This is a genomic window from Aureimonas ureilytica (genome assembly GCF_001475935.1).
In the GTDB taxonomy this organism is placed as follows: Bacteria; Pseudomonadota; Alphaproteobacteria; order Rhizobiales; family Rhizobiaceae; genus Aureimonas; species Aureimonas ureilytica_A.
The window spans coordinates 125968-150903 of the sequence record NZ_LDQA01000009.1; the positions used below are offsets into that span (position 1 = coordinate 125968).

The window sequence follows — 24936 nt, forward strand, 5'->3', positions numbered from 1 at the left end:
GCCGCGAAGGTTTCCAGCAGGCCCCGGGAATGCCTATGCTGGCGCGTCGACCGTTCATGCGTAAGGGATCAGATGCCAATCCTCGCCGCCCTCCGCCATCTGACGCATTACCGCTATGATCGCCCGGTCACTCTGGGTCCTCAGAGTATCCGGCTGCGCCCCGCACCCCATTCACGCACGCGCACCCCGGCCTATGCGCTGCGCATCGAACCCGCGAACCATTTCGTCAACTGGCAGCAGGACCCGTTCGGCAACTGGCTGGCGCGCGTCGTCTTCCCCGAAAAGGTGCGCGAGTTCCGCATCGAGGTCGATCTCCTCGCCGACATGACGGTCTACAATCCGTTCGACTTCTTCATCGAGCCCTGGGCGGAGGAATTCCCCTTTGCCTATGGCGACGATCTTGCCGTCGATCTGAAGCCCTATCTGGCGCTCGAACCGGCCGGACCGAAGCTCCAGAGCTTCCTCGAAACGGTGGATCGCACGCCGCGCCGCACGGTGGATTTCCTGGTCGATCTGAACCGCTTGGTCGAGCAGCGCGTCGATTATCTCATCCGCATGGAGCCGGGCGTGCAGACGCCCGAGGAAACGCTGGAAAAGGCGTCGGGCTCCTGCCGCGATTCCTCCTGGCTGCTCGTCAACACGCTGCGCCATCTCGGCCTCGCCGCGCGCTTCGTGTCAGGCTACCTGATCCAGTTGAAACCCGATCGCGTGGCCATCGACGGGCCGGCCGGCACGGCGGTCGACTTCTGCGATCTTCATGCCTGGGTCGAGGTCTATGTGCCGGGCGCGGGCTGGATCGGCTTCGACCCGACCTCGGGCCTGATGACCGGCGAAAGCCACGTGCCGCTCGCGGCAACGCCCCATTATCGTTCCGCCGCGCCGATCGCCGGCGGGGTGGATTTCGCAGAAACCGAGTTCGACTTCGCCATGGAGGTGACGCGCGTTTCCGAAGCGCCGCGCGTGTCCAAGCCCTTCTCGGACGAAAGCTGGGAGGCGCTGGACGCTTTGGGCCTGAAAGTCGATGCCGACCTTCAGGCGATGGACGTACGCCTCACTATGGGCGGCGAGCCGACCTTCGTCTCGATCGACGATTTCGAAGGCGCGGAGTGGAACGCCGACGCGACCGGCCCCCGTAAGCGGGGTCTGGCCGACGGGCTCCTGCGCCGGCTCCAGACGCGCTTTGCGCAAGGCGGATTTCTGCATCACGGCCAGGGTAAGTGGTATCCCGGCGAATCCCTGCCGCGCTGGACCTACTCTCTGTATTGGCGCAAGGACGGGCAGCCGATCTGGCGCAACCCCGCCCTTTTCGCGCCGGAAGAGGGGGCGCCGCCGGCCGTGGCCGACGATGCCCGCGCGCTGCTGGAGGGCGTCGCCGCGCGGCTGGGTGTCGAGCCCGGCAACGCTTTGCCCGCTTATGAAGACCCGTCCTACTGGCTGGTGCGCGAGGCGCAGCTGCCCGAGAACGTCTCGCCGGACAATTCCAAGCTCGAAAACCCGGAAGAGCGCGCGCGCCTTGCCCGCGTTTTCGACCGGGGGCTGAACAATCCGGTCGGCTATGTCATGCCGGTTCAGGCATGGCAGGCGCTGCCCGCGCGCTGGATGTCGGAGCGCTGGTCGACCCGGCGCGGCAAGCTCTTCCTCGTGCCGGGCGATTCCGCGCTCGGCTATCGCCTGCCGCTGGCCTCCCTCCCCTATCTCTCGCCCGCGCGCTATCCCTACACGCATCCGGCCGACCCGATGCAGCCCCTGCCCGAACTGCCCGAGCGCGAAATCCTGGGGCAGGTGCAGAAGCGCATTTCGCAGGCCGACCCCGCCCCCGCCTGGACGCCCCCCGAGCCCGGCCCGGAGGCCGAGATCGGGGGCTATGTGCGCACCGCGCTCGCCATCGAGCCGCGCGACGGCATTCTGCATGTGTTCATGCCACCGCTGGAATCGGCCGAGGCCTATCTCGATCTTCTCGCCGCCGTGGAAGACGAGGCGGAGGCGCTCGGCCTTTTCGTGCGCATCGAGGGCTACGCCCCGCCCTTCGACCCGCGCTTGAACGTCATGCGCGTCGCGCCGGACCCCGGCGTGATCGAAGTGAACGTGCATCCCGCCGCCTCCTGGGGCGAGGCCGTCGCGATCACGCAAGGCGTCTACGAGGACGCGCGCCAGTCTCGGCTCGGCACCGACAAGTTCATGGTGGACGGGCGCCATGCCGGCACGGGCGGTGGCAACCATGTGGTGATCGGCGGGGCGACGCCGCTCGACAGTCCCTTCCTGCGCCGGCCCGATCTTCTGAAATCGCTGGTTCTCTACTGGCAGCGCCATCCCTCGCTGTCCTACCTCTTCTCAGGCCTCTTCGTCGGACCGACCAGCCAGGCCCCGCGCATCGACGAGGCGCGCCATGACGGGCTCTACGAGCTGGAAATCGCGATGGCGCAGGTGCCCTCGCCCGGCGAAGGTCTGGCCCCGCCGCCCTGGCTGGTGGATCGCCTGTTCCGCAACCTCCTCGTGGACGTGACGGGCAACACGCATCGCTCGGAAATCTGCATCGACAAGCTGTATTCGCCCGATGGGCCGACGGGCCGCCTCGGCCTCGTGGAGTTCCGCGGCTTCGAGATGCCGCCAGACGCGCGCATGAGCTTGGCCCAGCAGCTTCTGATCCGCGCGCTGATCGCCAAGTTCTGGCGCGAGCCGCAGTCGGGGCGCTTTGCCCGCTGGGGCACGCAGCTTCACGACCGCTTCATGCTGCCGGCCCTGATCTGGGAGGATTTCCTCGCGGTTCTCGCCGATCTCGACCGCTCGGGCTATCCGGTCCGGCCGGAATGGTTCGAGGCGCAGTGGGAGTTCCGCTTCCCCTTCTGCGGCGAGGTCCGCCACGAGGGCGTGCGGCTGGAACTGCGTCAGGCGCTGGAGCCTTGGCATGTCATGGGCGAAACGGGCGCCATCGGCGGCACGGTGCGCTTCGTGGATTCCTCGGTGGAGCGGCTTCAGGTCCAGGTCGAGGGCTACGACCCCGCGCGCCATATCGTCACCTGCAACGGGCGGCCGGTGCCGCTCGGGCCGACGCAGACGGTCGGCCAGTTCGTCGGCGGCGTGCGCTTCAAGGCGTGGCAGCCGGCGTCCGGCCTGCACCCGACCATCCCCGTCCATGCGCCTCTGACCTTCGATATCTACGATCGCTGGTCGGGCCGCTCGCTCGGCGGCTGCGTCTATCATGTCGCCCATCCCGGCGGGCGCTCCTACGACACGTTCCCCATCAACGCCAACGAGGCGGAGTCGCGCCGCCTCGCGCGGTTCGAAGCCATTGGCCACACGCCGGGGGCCTTCCAGCCGCCTCAGGAAATCCCCGATCCGAGCTTCCCCCACACGCTCGATCTCAGACGACCGGCCTTCCTTGCTGTCTGACCTTGCCAAGCCCAAGCCGGCCAGCGTTCTGCGCCGCTACGACGAAATGCGCGCGGAGGACGGCTCGGTGCGCCCGCATTACCGCGCCCTCCTGAACGCGCTCGACGGTCTGAGCGAGGCCGAGCGCGAGGGGCGCTTTCGCACCGCGCGCCAATATCTGAGCGAGGCCGGCGTCTTCTATCGCGTCGGCGCGGAAAGCCGCGAGCGCTTGTGGCCGATCGCCTTTCCGCCCGTCGTGATCGAGGCGGAGGAATGGCGGCGTCTGGAAGCGGGCCTGCGCCAGCGCGCGCTCTATCTCGAAACGCTCCTAGCCGATCTCTACGGCGAGCGGCGCATGGTGCGCGAGGGCCATCTGCCGGGCGTTTTGCTGGCCAGCAATCCCGAGTTTCTCCGTCCGCTGGCCGATCAGGGCCGCGCCGGTCGGCCGCTGATCCGCTTCATCGCCATCGATCTCGGCCGCGCGCCCAACGGGCGATGGCATGTGATCAAGGATCGCACGCAGGCTCCTTCGGGCTCGGGCTTCGCGCTGGAAAACCGCGTCGCCACCTCCCGCGCCTTTCCCGATCTGGCGCGCGCGCTGCATGTGCGCCGCCTCGCCGGCTTCTTCGGGCGCTTTCGCGAAACGTTGAACGATCTCAACGGCACGGAAGGCGCGCGGGTCGGCCTCCTGACGCCCGGTCCCCTCAACGAGACCTATTTCGAGCATTCCTACCTCGCCCGCTATCTCGGCTTTCACCTTCTGGAAGGCGGCGATCTCGTGGTGCGCGGCGACGAGGCCAAGATCCGCACCGTCGATGGGCTTCGCTCCGTGCGCGTTCTCTGGCGCCGCCTCGACGCAGACTATGCCGATCCCCTGGAGCTTCACGCCCAGTCGCGCATCGGCACGCCCGGCCTGGTCCGCGCCATCCGCGCGGGCAAGCTGGACCTAGTCAACGCGCTCGGCTCCGGCCTTCTGGAAACGCCGGCCTTCGCGCCCTTCGAAAACGCCATGGCCGAGGCGCTGATCGGCGAGCGGCTGCAGCTTCCCTCCGTCGAAACGCGCTGGCTGGGCGATCCCCTGTGGAAGGATTTCGCTCAGGACCTGCCCTCCGGCTGGCGGCTGGCCGAAGCCCTGCCCGCGCCTTCCGGCCCGCACAAGTCGCTTGATGAGTCTACGCTAGTTGAGCGCGCTCGCGGCGGCGATGCCGATATCGTGGCGACGCGCTCACTGCCGCTGTCCACCGCGCCCGTGTTCGGCGACGCGGGGCTGGAAAGCCGGCCGATCACCCTGCGTGTCTTTCTGGCGCGCGGCGAGGACGGGTGGGACGTCATGCCCGGTGGCTTCGCACGCGCCGCGCACGAGGAAGACGGCAGCGCGCTGGCGATCGCGTCGGGCGGTCGCTCGCTCGATGTCTGGGTGGCGGGCGACCCGGACGAGCGGCCCGTGACGCTGCTCGGCGCGCGGGGCGAGAGCTATCAGCGCCGCCTGCCGGGCTCGCTTCCCGCCCGCGCGGCCGACAATCTCTTCTGGCTCGGCCGCTATGTCGAACGTCTGGAGGTCGCGTTTCGCCATTGGCGCGCGGCGATCGCGCGTGCGGAGGCCGGCGAAGACCCGGCGCCCGTGGATGAGGCGCGCATCTCGCTCCTGCGGATTTCGGGCGTCGGCTTCGGCGGCGCCGATCCGATCCATGGCTTGAGAGACCATGCCGACAGCGCCTTCCAACTGGCCTCGCGCATTCGCGACCGCTTCTCGCCCGACGCCTGGCGCGCTTTGGCCGAGATCGCCGATCTGACGGGCGAGGCGCTGCGCCAGCCCTCGGACGAGCGCGACGACACGCTCCTGGCCGGGCGGGTGCTGACGCGGCTCGCCGGCTTTGCCGGCCTCGTTCACGAAAACATGTACCAGTTCATCGGCTGGCGCTTCCTCGAATGCGGTCGGCGGCTGGAGCGCCTGTCGCAGACGGCGGGGGCGGCGAGCGCCTTTCTGGCGGCGGGTGGCGACGGCGTGTTCGAGGCGCTTCTGGAATTCACCGATAGCCGCATGACCTATCGCCGGCGCTTCTCGGTGGAGCTCGGGCCGGACACGGTGCTGGACCTCGCCCTGCTCGACCCGCTCAACCCGCGCTCGCTGACCTTTCAGGCGCGCACGCTCGAAACCGTGATGGCCGACCTGCCGGGCAATCACGCAGGCGAAAGCCTCGACCCCGCCTCGCGCCGGCTGGCGCGACTGCTCGTGCGCCTGCGCACCGCCGAGCCGCGCGAGGTCACGCCCGCCTTTCTGAGCCGCGTCGCGCGGGACGGTTTCGAGATTTCCGACCTTCTCTCGCAGCGCTACTTCGCCTTGGCGCCGCGCGGCGCGGTCGAGCGTCAGGACACGGAATAGACCGGGCATGAGCCGCTACGACATCCGCCTTTCGATCGGCTACACCTATCCCGGCTTCGTCCGCGACGCCCGGCATATCCTGCGCATCGCGCCGCTGAAAGCGAGCGGGCAGCGTGTCGAGCGCTTCACGCTCGACATCAAGCCGACCCCGCGCGAAACGGCATCCGAGCGCGATTTTTTCGGCAATCGGACCGATCATGTCCTGATCGACGAACCGCACGAGACACTCTCGGTCGAAATGCGCGCGCGGGTTCGTGTCGATCGCCCGCTTCCGGCGCTGGGCCAAACCCTGCATGTCGAGACGATCCGCGCCCTGGCCCGGGCCTCGCGCGACAGCGAGGGTGAAAGCCCGCTGCACTTTCTGGGCGCGGGCCGGCTCGTCGCTCCCTCGCCGGCGGTCGCCGCCTACTGCGCCGAAGGGCTGGAGCCCGATCAGCCGATCGGCGAGGCCATGCTGGCGCTGGCGCGGCGCATTCGGAGCGAGTTTCGCTTCGAGGCGGGTGTCACCACGATTTCCACGGGCGTCGAGGAAACCCTCACCGCCCGGCGCGGCGTCTGCCAGGATTTCTCGCATCTGATGATCGCGGGCCTGCGTGGGCTCGGCCTTCCGGCGGCCTATGCCAGCGGCTTCCTGCGCACCGAGCCGCCGCCAGGCCAGCCGCGCCTCGAAGGGGCGGACGCCATGCACGCCTGGGTAGAGGTCTGGGCCGGGCCGCAAATGGGCTGGATCGGCTTCGATCCGACCAATGGGTGTTTTGCGGGCGAGGATCACGTGCTCGTGGCGCGCGGGCGCGACTATTCCGATGTCGCGCCGATCGACGGCGTGTTGATCACGTCCGGGCCGCAGCGCCACCATCATGCGGTGGACATGATCCCGATCGGTGAAGCGGTACGAAACTAGGCCATTCGCCGAATTTTCCAGACCCAGCCACACATCTCGTTTAAATCTTCTGATTCTTGTAAGGTATCCTTTCCAGGCAGACGCCTAATCTCAGGCACCGAAGGAGAGATGTGGGACACATGTATATCGACCTGTCCACCATCTACGCGTTCATGTTCGCCTCGCTCGCCGTGTCGGGCGCTCTGACCTTCTGGGAGCGTCGGTTTCATCCGCTGCGCAAGGACGTTCTGGCGGAATGGGCACTGGCCTATGCCGCCTTCACCCTCGGTTGCGCCCTTCTGATCTTCGCGATCATCCCGACCCCCTATCAACGGGCTCCGGCTTTCCTGCTCAATCTGTTCGGTTATGTGGCGCTGCTCGATGGCGTTCTGCGTTTGAACGGGCGGGCTTTGCCGCTCCGCCTGCGCTGGGCCAGCCTGCCCTTCGCCGGCCTCTGCTTCGCGCTGTTCCCCCATTTGAGCTACGAGACCTGGAGCCTGTTCTGCTCGGCCGCGATCGCCCCCATCTGCGGGGCAGCGACCGTCACGCTGCTGCGCGGTTGCTCGTTCTCAGCGCTTCGCTCGCGCAAGCCCGCCGTTCTGGTGTTCGGCTTCCATGCCATCTTCTACGCCGCGCGGGTCACGCTCTTCCTCGCCAGCGGGCTGATGGGCGAAAGCCTGGCATCCTTTCCCGAATTCTTCACCGCGCTCGCCAAGATCACCATGTTCGAGGGCGTGCTTTTTGCCATCGCCGCTCCCATGCTGCTTTTGTCGCTGGTGCGCGAGGAGGGCGAGGCACGCATTCTCGAAGCATCGAACACCGACTATCTCACCGGCCTGCCCAACCGACGCGCGCTGTTCGATCGCTCCGTGCGCCGCATTCAGGAAGCGCGCTCGGATGGAGCTAGCGTCTCCGTCATGGTGTTCGATCTCGACCATTTCAAACTGATCAACGACACGCATGGCCATCAGACCGGGGACGACGTGCTGAAGCTTTTTGCCGGCATTCTGGACCGCGAGCTGCGCTCCAGCGATCTGGCGGCCCGGTTCGGCGGCGAGGAATTCGTGGTTCTTCTGACCGGACAGACGCGCGAGGAAACGCGCGAACTCGCCCAGCGCATCGCGCGTGCCTTCGCCGTCGAAGCCGCGCGTTTCGATGGGTTGGCCATCAACGCGACGGTCAGCGTGGGGCTGGTGCATTGCGTCGATGCCGATCGTGGCTTCGAGACGCTTCTGGCCGAAGCGGACGCGGCGCTCTACCGCGCCAAGGCGCTCGGCCGAAACCGCGTCGAACAGGCGCCGGGGCTGGCCGCCGTCGCCTGATCTTGAAGGGAGACCGGACCGCCCGTGGAGAGCGATCCGGTGCATCAGGTTCAGGCCTTGGCGAGATCGCTGCTCGCCAGGCCTTCGCTTTCCACCCGAGCGTCCGCCTCCTGACGGGCACGCGGGGGCGCGAGCACGATGGTGGAGAGCGGCGGCAAGCTGAGCGACAGCGAGAAGGGCCGGCCGTTGCAATGCACCTCCTCGGCCTCGCGCCCGCCCATATTGCCGACATTCGAGCCGCCATAGATCTCGGCGTCGGTGTTCATCACCTCTTCCCAGAAGCCGCCATGGGGTACGCCGACGCGGTAGCCATGGTGGACATTGGGCGTGAAGTTGCAGACCACCAGCGCCGGACGGCCTTCGCGGTCCTTGCGCAGATAAGCCAGAACCGACTGCTCGACATTGGACGTGTCCACCCACTCGAAACCGTGCGGGTCGCAGTCGTTCTCATGCAGCGCCGGCAAGCCGCGATAAAGCGTGTTGAGGTCGCGCACGAGGCGCAGGACGCCCCGATGCTCGGCATGGTCCAGAAGATGCCAGTCTAGCGACTGGTCGTGGTTCCACTCCGCCGACTGCCCGAACTCGCCGCCCATGAAGAGCAGCTTCTTGCCCGGATGGGTCCACATGAACCCGTAATAGGCGCGCAGATTGGCGAATTTCTGCCACCAGTCGCCCGGCATTTTGCCCAGGATGGAGCCTTTTCCATAGACCACTTCGTCATGGCTGAGCGGCAGCACGAAGTTCTCGGAATAGGCATAGACCATTCCGAAGGTCATATGGTGCATGTGGTATTTGCGGTTGATCGGGTCTTCCTGCATGAAATGCAGCGTGTCGTGCATCCAGCCCATGTTCCACTTGAAGTGGAAGCCGAGGCCGCCGGCATAGGTCGGGCGTGACACATTGGGGAAGGAGGTGGATTCCTCCGCATGGGTCGTGGCGTTCGGGAATTGCCCGCCGACCTGCTCGTTCGTCTCCTTCAGGAAGGCCATGGCCTCCAGGTTCTCGCGCCCGCCATAGATATTGGGCTCCCATTCGCCATGGCTGCGCGAATAGTCGAGATAGAGCATGGAGGCGACGGCATCGACTCGTAGCCCGTCGATATGAAAGCGGTCGAGCCAGTAGAGCCCGTTGGAGACGAGATAGTTCTTCACCTCCGTCCGGCCGTAGTCGTAGATCAGCGTGTTCCAGTCCTTGTGGAAGCCCCGGCGCGGATCGGCGTGTTCATAAAGCGCCGTGCCGTCGAAGCGGCCGAGCCCGTGAATGTCGGTCGGGAAATGGCCGGGCACCCAGTCCAGCAGAACGCCGATATCGGCCTGATGGAAGGCGTCCACCAGCCGCGCGAAGCCGGCCGGGTCGCCATATCGGGCGGTCGGCGCATAGAGGCCGATCGGCTGATAGCCCCAGGAACCGTAGAACGGATGCTCGGACACGGGCAGGAACTCGACATGGGTGAAGCCCATATCCTTGACATAGGCGACCAGCTCGCGCGCCAGCGCGTCGTAGTCGAGAAAGGAATTGTGATCGCCGCGCTTCCACGAGCCCAGATGCACCTCGTAGATCGAGACGGGCTTATCGGCGGACTGCCAGTCGCTCCATTTGGAGCGGAAGGCGTCGTCCTTCCATTCGTGCTCCACCAGCCCATCCACGACGGAGGCGGTGGAGGGCGCGAGTTCCTGGCGGAAGCCGACCGGATCGGCCTTCAGCGGCAGAACCTCGCCATGCCCGCCGATCAGCTCGTATTTGTAAACCTCGCCCCGCCCGAGGCCGGGAACGAAGATTTCGAACACGCCCGCATCGACGCGCTTGCGCATGACATGGCGCCGCCCGTCCCAGGCGTTGAAATTGCCGACCACCGACACGCGGCGCGCATCGGGCGCCCAGACCGCGAAGGCAACGCCCTTCACCCCGTCCATCTCGGTCGGGTGCGCGCCGAGCTTTTCATAAAGGCGATAATGCCGCCCCTCGCGCATCAGATAGGTATCGAGATCACCGAGGATCGGGCCGAAGCGATAGGTGTCCTCTTCCTCCCACGAGCTGTCGCCATGCCAGAAGCGGAAGAGATGGTCGTCGAACGCCTGCGACACGAGGCCGGAGAACAGGCCGTCCACCTCGCCGTGCTCCAGCTCGGCCAGAACCTGGCCCTGGCGGTCGATGACCGCGGCGCGCTCGGCCCCGGGGCGGAAGACCCGCACCACGGCGCTGCCATCGCCCGTGCGATGGGGGCCGAGAACGGCGAAGGGGTTTTCGTGACGGCCCTGCGCCAGCGCGCGCGCCTCGTCCCCATGCAGGCCGTGATCGATGCCGGAACCGGCGGAAAGAGACTCGCTCATCAAAGGACCTGTCGTTTCTGGAGAAGGGAGACGATCCCGCGCAGCGGAATCGAAAGCCAGGCGGGGCGCATCGCCGCCTCATAGCGCAGTTCGTAGAAGGCTTTCTGCAGAAGGAAGAGATCGAGAAGCCTGGCGTTCCCCTCGTCGGAGAGATCGACGCCGCTCGCCTCTTCCCAAGCGCTCAGAAACGCCGCCGAGGTTTCGTCGCGCCAGCGCTCGGCCTCCGCCTTGGCGCGCTCGGCCAGCGCCGGATCGTCGCTGCGGATCGCGTCCAGCGCGGCGAAGGCGGCATAATCGTAGGAGCGCAGCATCCCCGCGACATCGCGCAAGGGCGAGGTCTTGGCGCGGCGCTCGGGCAAGGTGCGGCCCGGCTCGCCCTCGAAATCGAGGATCACGATATCCTCGCCCCGCACCAGCAGCTGGCCGAGATGATAGTCGCCATGGATGCGCGTGCGTCGCCCGGCAGGCTCCAGCTGCTTGAAGCTCTCGAACCAAGCGGCAATCTCGGCTTCGCGGGCGCTCAGCGCCGCGATGTCGGCGCTGACATCCGCGCCCCCTTGAACGCTGCGCAGAACGGCGATCGCGCCCGACGCCTCGTGTTTGGCCTCGTCCACGATGCGCGCCAGCGAGACGCGGTCGAGCGGCTCGGGGTCGAAGGCGGATTGGCCGGTTTCCGTCCCGAGTGCCGCGTGCATCTCGCCCGTACGCCGGCCGATCGTGTGGCCGGGGTCGAACGTTTGAGCGCCGGCCTTCGTCCCCTCCCCGGCCCGCAAGCGCTCGGCCAGGGCGCCGGTGACGCTGGCCCAGGCGTCTTCGGCCTCGGTGATACGCTCGAACAGGGCCGCGACGGCGGCGTGGCTGCCATCGGGCCGCGCCAGTTCCAGCGAGCCGAGCAACGCGGGCGCGGCGGGAAAGCCGGTGTTCTCGGTCAGGAACTCCGTCACCTCCAGTTCAGGCTGTTCGCCATCGCGCAGGAGACGGTAGAATTTCAGGATCGCGACGCGGCCGATGCCGATCGACGTGTTGGACTGCTCGCCCGACAGAGGCTTGATCTCGGCGGCCTCCACGGCCGCGGCCGCTTCCAGACGGTCGGCCTTGGCGCTGGATGCCTTGGCGAGAAGCGCCGTGCCGCCTGCCTCGATCCGCCCGCCCTGCGCGATCAGACTGACGATGGCGCGGCAGAAGGCGGGGTCGCGCGTCGCGTCGATCAACTGCCGGTCGCCCGCGAGTGTGCCGATCAGCTTGGGCTCTATGCCCTCGCCGCGCGGGCGCAGCGCCAGCGGCAGGAAGTAATGCTGCTCGCCTTCGCCGGTCTGGATCACGGCCTCGCCGGCCAAGGCTCCGTCCGCGCCCTCGACCGCGCCGGCCGGGACGAAGCGAGTGCCGCTCAATCGTTCGGACTTGGCGGCGAACCAGCGCTGATGGCCCAGAAAGCGCGCGAGCGCCGAGCTGAGTTCCGAGCCGGACGCGAGATCGGGCAGCGAGGCATCGGCGAAGGCCGGAAGAGCGTCGGGCGAAATGTCCCCGGCCTTGGGAGAGGCGGTGTCGGTCATGCGCATCCATCGTCGTCTGCGGTCGGCCGGGCCGGACCGTGGAAGAAACAAGACAGGAGAAGCGAAGCGGGCTCGAAGCCCGCCCTCTCTCCCGTCAGACGGATAGACGGAAAATGGCGTAGGGAAGTTCCGCCGGCTCGAACCACCAATGCTGAACCTTGCCGGACCAGACGAACTGGCGGTCGTTCACGAGGTCCTCGACCTTGACCGTGCCATTGTCGGGCAGGCCGAATTCCCAGAGCGGCACTTCGAAATGGCCGCCCTGCGGCTGATGCGGGTCGAGCGTCACCATGACGAGGATGAAAGAGGAGAGATCGGCCGTCCGCTTGCCGTAGTAAAGAACGTTGTCGTTCCAGAACTGGTAGAATTCCAGATTGCGGAAATCCCGCAGCGCCGGCTCGGACTGGCGCAGCCGGTTGAGAAGCGCGAGATCGTCCCGGATATGGCCCTCACGCTTCCAGTCGAAGGCGCGGATCTCGTATTTCTCCGAGTCCTTATATTCTTCCTTGCCGGTCACGAGAGGCTCGTATTCGCACAGCTCGAAGCCGGAATAGACGCCGTAATTGCCCGCCAGCGTCGCGGCCAGCGCGGCGCGGATGCGAAAGCCCGGCCGCCCGCTCGTATGGAGGAAGAGCGGGTTGATATCGGGCGTGTTCACGAAGAAGTTCGGCCGCATGTATTCGGCGCATTCTTCCTTCGTCAGCTCGGTCAGATACTCGCGCAGCTCCCATTTCAGGTTGCGCCAGGTGAAATAGGAATAGCTCTGGTTATAGCCGACCTTGGCGAGGCGCTTCATGAGTTTGGGCCGGGTGAAGGCCTCCGCCAGGAAGATCACGCCGGGGTCCACCGCGCGCACCTCCGCGATCATCCATTCCCAGAAGGGGAAGGGCTTGGTGTGCGGATTGTCGACGCGGAAGATACGAACGCCCTTGTCCAGCCAGAACAGGACGATGTCGCGCAGTTCGACCCAGAGCGAAGGGATCGCGTCCGGCCCGTAGAAGTCGACATTGACGATGTCCTGATATTTCTTGGGCGGATTCTCCGCATATTTGATCGAGCCATCGGGCCGCCAGTCGAACCAGCCCTTGTGCTGCTTGATCCAGGGATGGTCGGGCGAGCATTGGATGGCGAAGTCGAGCGCGAGCTCCAGCCCATGATCGGCCGCGCGCGTCACGAGGCGCTGGAAATCGGCGAAGGAGCCGAGCTCCGGATGGATGTCCTTGTGGCCACCCTCATGCGAACCGATCGCATAGGGGCTGCCCGGCTCGCCTTCTTTGGCCGTGACGCTGTTGTTCTTGCCCTTGCGGTTCGACTTGCCGATCGGATGGATCGGCGGGAAGTAAAGGACGTCGAAGCCCATCTCCCGGATATCGGGGAGGCGCGCGATCACATCGTCGAACGTGCCGTGGCGCTTCGGGTCGCCCGACTGCGAGCGCGGCATCAGCTCGTACCAAGCCGAGAAGCCGGCGGCTTCGCGGTCCACCCAGACGGGCACTTGGACGGGATAGCGCGAGAGATTGGCGCGCACGCCGCAGCGGCGCAGAAGCTCGATCGTCTCGGCTTCCGTGAAGACGGCGTAGAGCGCCGCCTCGTCCTTCAGCTTGCGGAACTTCTCGACGCGCGCGCGCAGGGCCTTCAGCGCCTTGGCATCCTCACGCGAGCCACGGCCGGATTCGGCGGCCTGCTCCAAGATCGCCTCGCCCTCGCGCAGTTCCAGCGCGATATCGACCCCCGCGTCCCGCTTCTTCTTGGTGTCGCTCGCCCAGGTGCCGAACACGTCGCGCCAAGCGATGATCGAATAGCGATAGGGGCCGGGGGTCGCAAAGCGCACCGTCGCGCCCCAGCGGTCGTTGCCGATGAAGACGAAGGGCGTTTCCAGCCCCTCCACCTCGCCGCCATGCGTCACCAGCGCGGCGGCGATGATCTCGTGCCCGTCGGAGAAGATGTCGGCCGTCACGGTCAGCGGCTCGTTTTCCATCCGCTTCACGGCGAAGCGACCGCCATCGATCAGGGGCTCGACACCCTCGATCACGACGCGGCTGGCGGCCAGATCCTTCAGAAGCGCGATCGAAGCCTCGCGGCTGGCGACGGAGGATGCGGAGCGCTTCTTGGGCTTGGCCGCGACGGGTTCCGGGAGAGCCATGGACGAACCTTCTTTGCCGTTGCAGGGCGGGGAAGCCAGTGCGGGAGGATGGCCCCGCTTCCTGCCAAAGGAATAGGGGCCAAACCCGATTCATCCAGAGAGGCGGCGGGGTTTCTCTCCCGCTGCCGGACTTATTCCGCTGGGCTGGAAACGACCTGACGCTGTTCGCCCAGATGCGCGTTGCCGAGCGTGACGATATCGCCGGCCTTGAGGAAGACGGGCGGCTTCATGCCAGCGCCGACGCCCGCCGGCGTGCCCGTGGTGATGACGTCGCCCGGCTCCAGCGCCAGGAACTCCGACGTGTAGGAGACGATGGTGGCGAAGTCGAAGATCATGTCCGCCGTGGTGCCGGTCTGCATTCGCTGGCCGTTCACGTCGAGCCAGAGTTCCAGCGCGGCCGGGTTCTCGATCTCGTCCCGCGTCACCAGCCAAGGGCCGAGCGGGCCGAAGCCGGGCGCGCTCTTGCCCTTTAGCCATTGGCCGCCGCGCTCCTTCTGCCAGGTGCGCTCGGACACGTCGTTGCACAGGCAGAAGCCGGCGACGTAATTCATCGCCTCGTCCTTCGAGACCTGATAGCAGCGCTCGCCGATGACGATGGCGACCTCGACCTCCCAATCCACCTTGGTGGCGCCGTTCGGGATGGCGAAGCCGTCGCGCGGTCCGGCAATGCAGGAGACCGCCTTGTTGAACAGGAGCGGCTCGCTCGGTGTCTCCGAGCCGGTCTCGGCGGCGTGTTCGGCATAGTTGCGGCCGACGGCGATGAAGTTTCGGATGCCGGCGACGGGCGGGCCGAGACGATGGCTCGGATCGGCCTTGGGCAAGCTTTTGGGGTCCAGCGCGCGCAGCTTCTCCAGCCCGTGCCGGGAGAGAACCGCGCCGCCGATATCGTCGATCTCGCCCGACAGGTCGCGAATGCGATTTTCCTCGTCGATCAGCCCCGGCTTCTCGGCCCCCGGCTCTCCGAAACGCACCAGTCTCATGCCCGTCCTCCTGCCCCGCGCCGGTTTCTCCGGCCGGCTCGTTCTGATAGCGGCGCCCGCTCAAGGCAAAGCGCCGCAGGCGCTATCTAGCGCAGCCGCGCCAGGGTTTAAGCAGCCAACCCGCCATGGGCCAGCGGCGGCGGCTCGGCTAGGCCGCGCGCATGAAGCCGGCGGCCGGCCGCATAGGTTGCGACCACAGCACGCTCGTCTCCGAGCACCGTCAGAGCGAAGAGTTCTTCTTCCAGCGTCTCCACCCGCTCCATGCGCTGGCGCAACGCGGCCGTGGCGCGCGCGTCGAGGATCGTCAGATCCGCCTCGAAGCCCGGCGCGACCTGCCCGATGCGGTCGCCGAAGCCGATCGCATCGGCATTGCCTGATGTCATCATGTAGAAGGCGGCATGGCCGGGCAGACGCTGGCCGCGCAGGGCCAGCACCTTGTAGCCCTCGCCCGCCGTCTGCAGCATGGAATAGGACGTGCCGCCGCCGATATCGGTGGCGAGACCCATGCGCAGGTTTGCAGCCAAAGCGCCGTCCCGATCGAAGAGGCCGGAGCCCAGAAACAGGTTCGAGGTCGGGCAGAACACGGCCGTCGCCTGATGCTCGGCCAGCGCCCTGCGCTCGCGCTCCGACAGGTGGATGCAATGGCCGAACAGCGCGCGGCGGCGCACGAGGCCGTAGCGCTCGTAGACCGCCGTATAGTCCTCGGCCCAAGGGAAAAGCTCGCGCACGAAGTCGATTTCGCCGAGATTTTCGGAGAGATGCGTCTGGATCGCGAGATCGGGATGGGCTTTGGCCAGCGCGCCGGCGACCTCCAGCTGGGCTTCGGTGGAGGTCGGCGCGAAGCGCGGCGTGATGGCGACTTCCAGCCGCCCCGCGCCGTGCCAGCGCTGGACGAGCGCCAGCGTCTCGTCATGGGCGCGCTCGGGCGTGTCGGTGAGTTCGGGCGGCGCGTTGCGGTCCATCATGACCTTGCCGCCGATCATGCGCAGGCCCAGCCGCGCGCTCTCGGAAAAGAAGCTCTCCGCCGATTGCGGATGCGAGGTGCAGAACGCGACCGCCGTGGTCGTCCCGTTGCGCAGGAGTTCGCGCAGCAGGAACTGCGCCGCCGCGTCCGCCACCGCTGGGTCGCCATAGCGCGACTCCTCGGGGAACGTGTACTTGGCGAGCCATTCCATCAGCTCCGTGCCGTAGGAGGCGATGACCTGCGTCTGCGGCATGTGGAGATGCGGGTCGATGAAGCCGGCGGTCAGCAGAAACGGGCGATAGTCCGTCACGGGCTGGTCGGGGCCGAGCCCTTCGAGAAGCTCGCTCGCCTCGCCCACGGCCTGGATGATGCCGTCGCGAATGACGACGAGCCCGTCTTCGATGAAGCGCGCCACCGGCGTCTCGCCCGGCTGAAGATGCTGCACGTCATAGGACAGAACGCGCGCGCGAAGGGCGAGCGTACCGCCCGCTGGAATCATGATGTCGGTCATATCTGGGAGACTAAACTCTGTGAGTGCGTGGAGATAGGCCTGAGCTGAAGAGAAACCTCCGGGGAGAGCCGGCAAAAGCCTTTTCGTTTTTGCAAGGAACCGGGCGCAGTCCATGCAGCGCATGGGCGAGCACCGGTGACGGGGCGGAGGCGGAGGCGGAGGCGGAGAGGAATCGGCGGATTGCCCCCCTTGTCTGTTGAAAATGTGAGAAGGGGATAGTGGGGAAGGGAGTCCGCCCCACGCGGTTCGCCGGATGGGCCGAAGAGCGTTCGGTTTTCCCGATGCCGGCCGATACGTGGGCCGCTGGCGCGAGGGGCTCCACCCCCCTTGTTCAGCCCGTTGTAGAGGAGCCCCACTCCCTTGCGGTGGGATCGGGGCCGCGTCTTTTCAGACGGCTCGAACACCACCTGATGAAACCATTCACGCGGGAATGCGCTGCCCGTCCCAGGCAAAGCAGCCGCCGCTGTCCTCCGGCGCAAGAGTGGAGAGGACCCGCAGCAGGTTGCCGGCCGCCGCCTCGGGCGTCACGCGAACGGCGTTGCGCGAGAACGGATCGCTCAGCGCGGTTTCCACCGTGCCGGGATGCAGCGCGACGCAGAGGGCGGCGGGATGGGTGCGCCTCAACTCCAGGCTCAGCGTCTGCACGATCATGTTCAGCGCGGCCTTGGAGGCGCGGTAGCCGACCCAGCCGCCGAGCCTGTTGTCGGAGATCGAGCCGACGCGGGCCGAGAGCGCGGCGAAGACCGCCCGCCCCTCGCGCGGCAGAAGCGGCAGCATGTGCTTGGCTACCAGCGCCGGCCCGGTCGCGTTCACCGCGAAGAGGCGCGCGAAGGCGTCCGGCTCGATCTGCCGCCAGGTCTTTTCCGGCTGCACGCCCTCGCCATGCAGAAGCCCGGTCGCCACGATCACGAGATCGGGCGCGCCGCCCGCCTTGACGCGTGCGGCCGCCGCCGCGATCGAGGCTTCGTCCAGAAGGTCGAGCGTCCCGGCCTGAAGCCTCGGGTGACCCGGCGCGCGGCCGGAGCGCGAGAAGGCCTCGACCTCGGCCCCGCTTTCGGCGAGCGCCAAGGCCAGAGCGCCGCCGACGCCGCCGGAGGCCCCGATGACGACGGCGCGGGCGAAAGGCGGGGCGGCGCGCAAGGGCTTACCAGCGCGTCGGCTTGGGGTTGCGCTCGTCGAAATCCTTCTGGTGCCAATAGGGATAGACGGGCTCGCGATGCGAGGCCTTGTCCAGTCGCTCGATCTGGCCTGGGGTCAGGCTCCAGCCGACCGCGCCGAGATTCTGGCGAAGTTGCTCCTCGTTGCGCGCGCCGACCACGATGTTGCACACGCCCGGCCGTTGCAGCAGCCAGTTCAGCGCGACCTGCGACACGCTTTTGCCCGTCTCGGCGGCCACCGCGTCCAGCGCGTCCACGACATCATAGACGTAGTCGTCCGAGACCGGCGGCCCGCCGACCGCGCCGCCCGAGGCGATGCGCCCGCCCTTGTTCTCCTGCCCGCGCCGGATCTTGCCGGTGAGGCGGCCCCAGCCGAGCGGACTCCAGACCATGAGGCCGACGCCCTGGTCGAGCCCCAGCGGCATCAGCTCCCATTCATAGTCGCGCCCGATCAGCGAGTAATAGCCTTGATAGGCGACATAGCGCGCGAGCCCGTATTTCTCGGAGGTCGCCAGCGACTTCATCAGATGCCAGCCGGAGAAGTTGGACGCGCCGATATAGGAAATCTTGCCGGCCGTGATCAGATCGTCCAGCGCACGCAAGGTCTCGTCCACCGGGGTCGAGGCGTCGAACCCGTGCATGAAGTAAACGTCGATATGGTCGGTCTCCAGCCGCTTCAGGCTGGCCTCGCAGGCGCGCACCAGATGGTGGCGCGAGGAGCCGACCTCGTTCGGGCCCTCCCCGTTGCGGAATGTCGCCTTGGTGGAGATCAGAACGCGCTCGCGCTTGCCCTTCAGCGCCTGGCCCAGCACCTCCTCCGACACGCCGCCCGAATAGATGTCGGCCGTGTCGAAGAAGTTGACGCCATGATCGAGGCAGAGATCGACCATGCGCGAGGCATCGGCCACATCGGTCGCGCCCCAGCGCTGGAAGAACTCGTTCGACCCGCCGAAGGTCGCCGTTCCCAGGCTGAGAACGGGCACTTTGAGACCCGATTGTCCGAACCGCCGATACTCCATGGGGAAACTCCTTGTTCCGGGCCGGCCTGCGAATTCATCCGCCCGGCGCTGGCAAGGCCGACTTAGCGTCGGGGGCGCGGCGGGAAAGGGCGAGGGTTGGGTTATGGCAAGCTGGAACCTGAAGCTGGCTCATAGACTCCCGAGCACCGTCGAGGCCCATCCGGTCGACGCGAGGCAGCCCGTGGACTGGGCCACGCTGGGGCGAGAAACGCGGTCGGTTCGTGCGATCGAGCCAGCCTCGGCTCGTCTCAGGTCTTACGCGGACCCCCTCGGTCGTACCCGTGAGGTTCGCCGGTCCCTTCCCCTTGTAGACCGGCCTCACCGGGCTCCATCTCGTCGGCCGAATCGTAGCCGGCAACACTCTTGCCAAATCTTCGAATCGATGGATTGCTTCGGCGTCCAACCGGAGAAATCGCATGTCCCTCGAGCATTGGCTGGCCTTCATCGCCGCGTCGGCGGTTCTTCTCGCCATTCCCGGACCGACCATCCTTCTGGTCATCTCCTATGCCCTCGGCCATGGCCGCAAGGCCGCGACCTCGACGGTCGCCGGCGTGGCGCTCGGCGACTTCACCGCCATGACCGCGTCCATGCTGGGGCTCGGCGCGCTTCTGGCCGCTTCGGCCACTGTCTTCACCGCGCTCAAATGGATCGGCGCGGCCTATCTGATCTATCTGGGCATCAAGCTCTGGCGCGCGCCAGTCTCGACCGGAGTCGTGAACGACGCCGCCGAAGTGCCGAACGAGAAGCCCCTGCGCATCTTTCTGCACACCTATGTCGTCACGGCGCTGAACCCCAGGAGCATCATCTTCTTTGTCGCCTTCCTGCCGCAGTTTCTCGACACGACGCGGCCGGTGCTCCAGCAGATGATCATCTTCGAGGTGACTTTTCTGGTTCTCGCCACGATCAACGCCGCGCTCTACGGCATCCTCGCTTCCATGGCGCGCCAGACGATCCGCAGGCCGAGCGTCCAGCGGACGGTCAATCGCGTCGGCGGATCGCTCATGATCGGTGCCGGCATGCTCGCCGCCGGGTGGCGCCGGTCGGCCGCCTGATCGACAAGGCCGGCTGGAACCGACGTTCCAACCGGCCTGATCCATGAGGTAGCGTTTCGAACTTGCGCTTTACGCCTCACGCGTCCGCGTCGAGGCTTTCCAGCACCACGTTGCCATTGGTGTAGATGCAGATTTCGCCCGCGATCTTCATCGCGCGCCGCGCGATCTCCTCCGCGCCGAAATCCGTGTCGGCCAGCGCCCGCGCCGCCGCGAGCGCATAATTGCCGCCCGAGCCGATCGCCATCACGCCGTTTTCCGGCTCCAGCACATCGCCATTGCCCGTCAGCGTCAGCGTGACGTTCTTGTCGGCGACGATCATCATCGCCTCCAGCCGGCGCAGATAGCGGTCCGTGCGCCAGTCCTTGGCCAGTTCCACGCAGGCGCGCGTCAGCTGGTCCGGATACTGCTCCAGCTTGGCCTCCAGCCGCTCCAGAAGCGTGAACGCATCGGCCGTCGCGCCCGCGAAGCCCGCGATCACCTGCCCGTTCTTGCCGAGCCGGCGCACCTTCTTCGCGTTGCCCTTCATCACCGTGTTGCCCAGCGAAACCTGCCCGTCGCCCGCCACCACGACCTTGCCGTTCTTGCGAACGGTCACGATCGTCGTGGAATACATCTGCGCGGGATCGTGCCGCTCCATCATGGTCTCATGCCCTTTGTCTCGAACTCCGGCCCCATATGGGATGCGCAAGGCCGGTGCGCCAAGGGGGCGCGATGGCGGATGGCGAAGAGCAGGGGCGCTGCCCCTGTACCCCGGCAGGGGAAATGATTTCCCCTGCACCCCTCGTTCGTTTGGATCGTGTCCGAGATCGGGGAGGGCCGCTGGCCCTCCCCGATCTCGGAAAAGGTCCCAAAAGACAGGAAGGGTTCGGGAAGTACTTCCCGAGCGGGGCTCGGGGCGGCAGCCCCGCCTTTCACATCCACCATCACGCCCCTTGGCGCACAGGACCTTGCGCCTGTATGAAGCCCGTGAGTGGAAGACGAAGGGTCAGGAACATGGGCGTGACGGCGGGTCGGCGCGACGGGGCGGTGGATCGGGCGACGAAGGAGACGCAGATCCGCGTTCATGTGGATCTCGACGGCCAGGGCCGCGCGACGGCGCAGACGGGCGTCGGCTTCTTCGACCATATGCTGGACCATCTGGCGCGCCATTCCTTGATGGACATCCGGGTCGAGGCCAAGGGCGACCTGCATGTGGACGACCATCACACGGTGGAGGATGTCGGCATTGCGCTGGGTCAGGCGATCCGGCAGGCGATGGGCGAGCGGCGCGGCATCCGGCGCTATGCCTCGCTGGATCTGGCGATGGACGAGACCTTGACGCGCGCGGCGGTGGACGTGTCGGGCCGTCCGTTCCTCGTGTTCCGCACGCGCTTCCCAACCGAGAAGATCGGCACGTTCGACACGCAGCTGGTGCGCGAGTTCTTTCAGGCCTTCGCGATGAATGCCGGGCTGACCCTGCATATCGAGACGCTCTACGGCGAGAACTCGCACCATATTGCCGAAACCTGCTTCAAGGCGGTGGCGCGGGTCTTGGGCGATGCCTTGCAGATCGACCCGAGGCAGGCCGATCTCGTGCCCTCCACCAAGGGCATTCTGGCGTGACGGACGAGCGGTCATGAAGCGCTTCCGCGTCTTCGAGCCCCCAGATATTGTGGGGGCCAGCGAGAAAGCGTTGTTCGTGCGCGACGGGTTTTCGCTGGTCGCGCTGCTCGTGCCCGCGCTCTGGCTGCTTTGGCACCGCCTGTTTCTGGCCGCCATCGCGGTCTTCGCGCTGGATGTCCTGATCGCCTGGCAGGCGGGCACGAAGGGCTTCGGCATCGCTGCCGCCGCGCTGCCGCTCCTGATCGGACTTCTGGTCGCGCTGGAAGGCCCGAGCCTCAAGGCCTGGAAGCTCCGGCGAAAGGGCTGGCGCGAGACGGCGGCCCTGATGGCGAGCGACCGGGCCGAGGCCGAAATCCGCTATTATGCGGGCATGGCCGCTGGCGGAGAGGATGGGATTCGAACCTTCGATGCCGCATCCGCCGCGCCTCAGAATTCTGACGAAAGCCGCCCCTTCGGGCCAGCGCCCTCTCCCCTTTCGGACTGAAGCTGATGCCGACACTTGCGATCATCGACTATGGCTCGGGCAATCTGCGCTCGGCCACCAAGGCTTTCGAGCGCGCCGCGCGCGAGGCCGGGCTCGACATGGACATTCGCCTGACGGACGACCCTGAGATCGTGCGCGGGGCCGACCGCGTGGTGCTGCCGGGCGTGGGCGCCTATGCCGATTGCCGCGCGGGGCTTCGCGCGGTGCCCGGCATGGAAGAGGCGCTGCGTCATGCCGTGGAGACCGAAGGCCGGCCGTTCCTCGGCATCTGCGTCGGGATGCAGCTCATGGCCGAGCGCGGGCTGGAAAAGACGATCACGCCGGGCTTCGGCTGGATTTCCGGGGATGTCGAGCCGATCGTGCCGAGCGATCCCAAGCTGAAGGTGCCGCAGATCGGCTGGAACACGATCGAGCTGCGCCACCCCCATCCGATCTTGGAGGGCATTCCCACCGGCGAGACGGGGCTCCACGCCTATTTCGTCCATTCCTACCATCTCGTGCCGCGCGACGAGACCCAGGTGATCGCGACTGTCGATTATGGCGGGTCGGTCACGGCGCTCGTTGCCAATGGCAACAAGGTCGGCGCGCAGTTCCACCCCGAAAAGAGCCAGACGCTGGGTCTGGCCCTCATCGCCAACTTCCTGAAGTGGAAGCCCTGATGCCCATTCTCTTTCCCGCCATCGACCTGAAGGATGGCGAATGCGTGCGCCTGAAGCTCGGGCTGATGGAAGAGGCGACGGTCTATAACGCCGACCCGGCGGATCAGGCCAAGGCCTTCCGCGCGCAGGGTTTCACGCATCTTCACGTCGTCGATCTCAACGGCGCCTTCGAAGGGCGCGCGGTGAATGCCGGCGCGGTGGACGCAATTCTGAGTGCGGTCGGGACCGACATGAAGGTGCAGCTCGGCGGCGGCATCCGGCGCATGGAGGATATCGAGCGCTGGCTGGACAAGGGTCTGTCGCGCGTCATCCTCGGCACGGTCGCGGTGCGCGATCCCCAGCTGGTGCGCGAAGCCGCCAAACGTTTTCCCGGGCGCGTCGCGGTCGGCATCGACGCGAAGGGCGGCTATGTCGCGGTGGAGGGCTGGGCGGAATCCTCGACCCTCACCGCCATCGATCTGGCGCGCCGCTTCGAGGATGCGGGCGTCTCCGCCATCATCTACACCGACATCGACCGCGACGGCATTCTGGCGGGGATCAACTGGGACTCGACGGTCGAACTGGCGAGCGCCGTCCGCATTCCCGTGATCGCATCGGGCGGCTTGGCCTCGATGGACGATATCGAGCGGCTGGCGAGCCCGGAGGCGGCCGCCCTGGAAGGCGCGATCAGCGGTCGCGCGCTTTATGATGGACGGATCGACCCGGTGACGGCCTTAGCGCGGCTCGCGCGCTGACCGGCCAAGACTGGCGAACACGAGGCTCGCCGGCATAGGAAAGGGCAGGTGCCACCAAGGCCCCTGCCCTCGCCCGAACCCTCGCTTTGATTACGAGGCTTTGACCTTGCCGAGCATCTGCTGGTGCATTTCCAGCGTCGGCAGCGTCTTGGCGGCGAACTCCTTCACCGGGCCGGCTTCGCCATTCATCGAATAGCCCTGGAACAGGCCGATCGCCTCCTCATGCGCGGCCTGCTGCTGTTGCATGTAGAGCGCGTTGAACTGCGTGCCGGAGGCGGCACGAAGCTCTTCCAACATCCGCTCATGCTTGGGGTCGAGGCGATTGGGCACGTCGCTCTTCGGGCCAGCGGCCAGCGCCGCCTGGAGATCAGCCCCCGCCTTGGTGTGGTCGTCGATCATATGCTGCGCGAAGCGCTTCACCTCGGCATTCTCGGATTTTTCGAGTGCCAAGCGGCTCGACTCGATTTCGAACATGTTGGACGAGGCGGCCATAGCGACGAAATCGCCCTGGGTGGTCGCCGCCTTCATCTTGGTCGGCGTGCCCGTGGCGGGCGTCGCGGCCTGCTGGGCCTGCGCGGCGATCGGCATGGCGAACAGGGCGGAAAGCGCCATGACGGCGATGGTCTTTTTCATGATGTCCTCGATGGAAAGAGCCGACGGGCTGGTCGGCTGTCGGGGAGGCAACGATCCTTCCAAGGCCCTGTTCCGGTCGTCAGGCGCTTTAATCTTCAGTATGCCAAAGAATAACGCGAATGTTATTGTGGCTCATGGCCCCGCTCCTGCTTCCGTGATGGAACCGAATGCCGTTGCGGCGTCACTTTGTTTCACGTGAGACAGGTCGGGGCTCATACTTTCACCGACTTGCGAAGCAGCGCGCCTGCGGCGATAAGCACAGCGACGGCGTGGCATGGACGCGCCCATTCTCCCCGCCGGCTCGCCGGACTGGATAAGGTTCGTCCGATGACGCTCAAGGCCCGCATCATCCCCTGTCTCGACGTCAAGGACGGCCGCGTGGTCAAGGGCGTCAATTTCGAGGGGCTGGTGGATGCCGGCGATCCGGTGGAAGCCGCGCGCCGCTATGATGCGGCCGGAGCGGACGAACTCTGCTTTCTCGACATCACCGCCTCCTCCGACAATCGCGAGACGATCTTCGACGTCGTGGCGCGCACGGCCGAAGCCTGTTTCATGCCGGTGACGGTGGGAGGTGGTGTGCGCGAGGTCGCCGATATCCGCAAGCTGCTTCTGGCGGGCGCGGACAAGGTGTCGATCAACACGGCGGCGGTGAAGCGGCCGGAATTCGTGGCGGAGGCCGCCGACAAGTTCGGCAACCAGTGCATCGTGGTGGCGATCGACGCCAAGCGCGTCGTGGGGGATAGCTCCGCCAAGCGCGTGGCGAGCCCCGAGGGCGCGCCGCGCTGGGAGATCTTCACCCATGGCGGCCGCACGCCGACCGGCATCGACGCCGTGGAGTTCGCGCGCCGCGTCGTGGCGCTTGGCGCCGGCGAAATCCTCCTCACCTCCATGGACCGCGATGGCACCAAGGCCGGCTTCGACATCGGCTTGACCCGCGCCGTGTCGGACGCCGTGTCCGTGCCGGTGATCGCCTCTGGCGGCGTCGGCTCGCTCGACCATCTCTCCGCCGGTGTGCTGCAGGGCGGCGCGGCGGCGGTTCTAGCGGCCTCGATTTTCCACTTCGGCACCTATACGATCGCTGAAGCCAAGCAGCATATGGCCAAAGCCGGCATTCCCATGCGCCTCGACGCGGCCCCCGCCGCGCCCCGCACTCACTGACCC

General features: G+C 66.8%; 19 protein-coding genes. 10 read left to right on the forward strand and 9 right to left on the reverse strand.

Translation table 11 applies throughout. From position 1 onward, the window contains the following. Nucleotides 1-72 precede the first annotated feature (72 nt). From NS365_RS03580 to NS365_RS03595, 4 genes are all read left to right on the forward strand, one after another. A complete protein-coding gene (locus NS365_RS03580) occupies nt 73-3390 on the forward strand; it encodes a DUF2126 domain-containing protein (protein ID WP_058598895.1) in 3318 nt (1105 codons plus the stop codon). Beyond that, nucleotides 3380-5752, forward strand: a complete 2373-nt coding sequence (locus NS365_RS03585) for a circularly permuted type 2 ATP-grasp protein (protein WP_244498347.1) — start codon at nt 3380-3382, stop codon at nt 5750-5752. The genes NS365_RS03580 and NS365_RS03585 overlap by 11 nt, the downstream gene beginning before the upstream one ends. A gap of 7 nt (nt 5753-5759) precedes the next feature. Continuing rightward, on the forward strand, nt 5760-6653 hold the full coding sequence (locus NS365_RS03590; protein ID WP_058598896.1) for a transglutaminase family protein: 894 nt from the start codon (nt 5760-5762) through the stop codon (nt 6651-6653). A 119-nt stretch (nt 6654-6772) separates the two neighbouring features. Continuing rightward, the gene (locus NS365_RS03595) at nt 6773-7954 is read left to right on the forward strand and encodes a GGDEF domain-containing protein (RefSeq protein ID WP_058598897.1); all 1182 of its coding nucleotides are present in this window, start codon (nt 6773-6775) and stop codon (nt 7952-7954) included. A 50-nt stretch (nt 7955-8004) separates the two neighbouring features. Here the strand turns inward: NS365_RS03595 and glgB are convergent, their stop codons facing one another. From glgB to NS365_RS03630, 7 genes are all read right to left on the reverse strand, one after another. Then, nucleotides 8005-10284, reverse strand: a complete 2280-nt coding sequence (gene glgB / locus NS365_RS03600) for a 1,4-alpha-glucan branching protein GlgB (protein WP_058598898.1) — start codon at nt 10282-10284, stop codon at nt 8005-8007. Beyond that, complete coding sequence (locus tag NS365_RS03605; RefSeq protein ID WP_058598899.1) at nt 10284-11837, reverse strand: maltokinase N-terminal cap-like domain-containing protein; 1554 nt, start codon at nt 11835-11837, stop codon at nt 10284-10286. The genes glgB and NS365_RS03605 overlap by 1 nt, the downstream gene beginning before the upstream one ends. 94 nt (nt 11838-11931) lie before the next feature. Then, nucleotides 11932-13980 carry an alpha-1,4-glucan--maltose-1-phosphate maltosyltransferase gene (locus NS365_RS03610; RefSeq protein WP_082684396.1) on the reverse strand — a complete coding sequence of 683 codons (2049 nt, stop codon included), beginning with the start codon at nt 13978-13980 and terminating at the stop codon, nt 11932-11934. Nucleotides 13981-14111: 131 nt separating this feature from the next. Continuing rightward, nucleotides 14112-14960, reverse strand: a complete 849-nt coding sequence (locus NS365_RS03615; protein ID WP_058598900.1) for a fumarylacetoacetate hydrolase family protein — start codon at nt 14958-14960, stop codon at nt 14112-14114. Between the two features lie 107 nt (nt 14961-15067). Then, nucleotides 15068-16435, reverse strand: coding sequence for a guanine deaminase (guaD, locus tag NS365_RS03620; protein ID WP_082684397.1), 1368 nt, complete (start codon nt 16433-16435; stop codon nt 15068-15070). Nucleotides 16436-16855: 420 nt separating this feature from the next. Next, a complete protein-coding gene (locus NS365_RS03625) occupies nt 16856-17575 on the reverse strand; it encodes an SDR family NAD(P)-dependent oxidoreductase (RefSeq protein WP_058598901.1) in 720 nt (239 codons plus the stop codon). A 4-nt stretch (nt 17576-17579) separates the two neighbouring features. Further along, nucleotides 17580-18611, reverse strand: coding sequence for an aldo/keto reductase (locus tag NS365_RS03630; RefSeq protein ID WP_058598902.1), 1032 nt, complete (start codon nt 18609-18611; stop codon nt 17580-17582). A gap of 416 nt (nt 18612-19027) precedes the next feature. On the opposite strand from NS365_RS03630, the gene NS365_RS03635 reads away from it, so the two are divergent. Then, complete coding sequence (locus tag NS365_RS03635; protein ID WP_058598903.1) at nt 19028-19663, forward strand: LysE family translocator; 636 nt, start codon at nt 19028-19030, stop codon at nt 19661-19663. 76 nt (nt 19664-19739) lie between these two features. Here the strand turns inward: NS365_RS03635 and hslV are convergent, their stop codons facing one another. After that, entirely contained in the window at nt 19740-20303 is a 564-nt protein-coding gene (hslV, locus tag NS365_RS03640) for an ATP-dependent protease subunit HslV (RefSeq protein ID WP_193753380.1), read from the reverse strand. Between the two features lie 353 nt (nt 20304-20656). Between hslV and hisB the strand changes: the two genes are divergently transcribed. Genes hisB through hisA form a run of 4 tightly spaced genes read left to right on the forward strand, consistent with a single transcriptional unit; the run spans nt 20657 to nt 23142 of the window. Further along, nucleotides 20657-21265, forward strand: a complete 609-nt coding sequence (hisB, locus tag NS365_RS03645) for an imidazoleglycerol-phosphate dehydratase HisB (RefSeq protein ID WP_058598904.1) — start codon at nt 20657-20659, stop codon at nt 21263-21265. A 13-nt stretch (nt 21266-21278) separates the two neighbouring features. After that, complete coding sequence (locus tag NS365_RS03650; RefSeq protein ID WP_058598905.1) at nt 21279-21749, forward strand: DUF2628 domain-containing protein; 471 nt, start codon at nt 21279-21281, stop codon at nt 21747-21749. Between the two features lie 5 nt (nt 21750-21754). Further along, a complete protein-coding gene (gene hisH / locus NS365_RS03655) occupies nt 21755-22408 on the forward strand; it encodes an imidazole glycerol phosphate synthase subunit HisH (RefSeq protein ID WP_058598906.1) in 654 nt (217 codons plus the stop codon). Further along, nucleotides 22408-23142 carry a 1-(5-phosphoribosyl)-5-[(5-phosphoribosylamino)methylideneamino]imidazole-4-carboxamide isomerase gene (gene hisA, locus NS365_RS03660; protein ID WP_058598907.1) on the forward strand — a complete coding sequence of 245 codons (735 nt, stop codon included), beginning with the start codon at nt 22408-22410 and terminating at the stop codon, nt 23140-23142. Before hisH ends, hisA begins: the two co-directional genes overlap by 1 nt. A 90-nt stretch (nt 23143-23232) precedes the next feature. On the opposite strand, the gene NS365_RS03665 is transcribed toward hisA, so the two are convergent. Further along, on the reverse strand, nt 23233-23775 hold the full coding sequence (locus NS365_RS03665; RefSeq protein ID WP_058598908.1) for a DUF4142 domain-containing protein: 543 nt from the start codon (nt 23773-23775) through the stop codon (nt 23233-23235). A 327-nt stretch (nt 23776-24102) separates the two neighbouring features. Between NS365_RS03665 and hisF the strand changes: the two genes are divergently transcribed. Then, nucleotides 24103-24933 (forward strand): imidazole glycerol phosphate synthase subunit HisF, encoded by an 831-nt coding sequence (hisF, locus tag NS365_RS03670; RefSeq protein WP_058598909.1) that lies wholly within the window; start codon nt 24103-24105, stop codon nt 24931-24933. Nucleotides 24934-24936 lie beyond the last annotated feature (3 nt).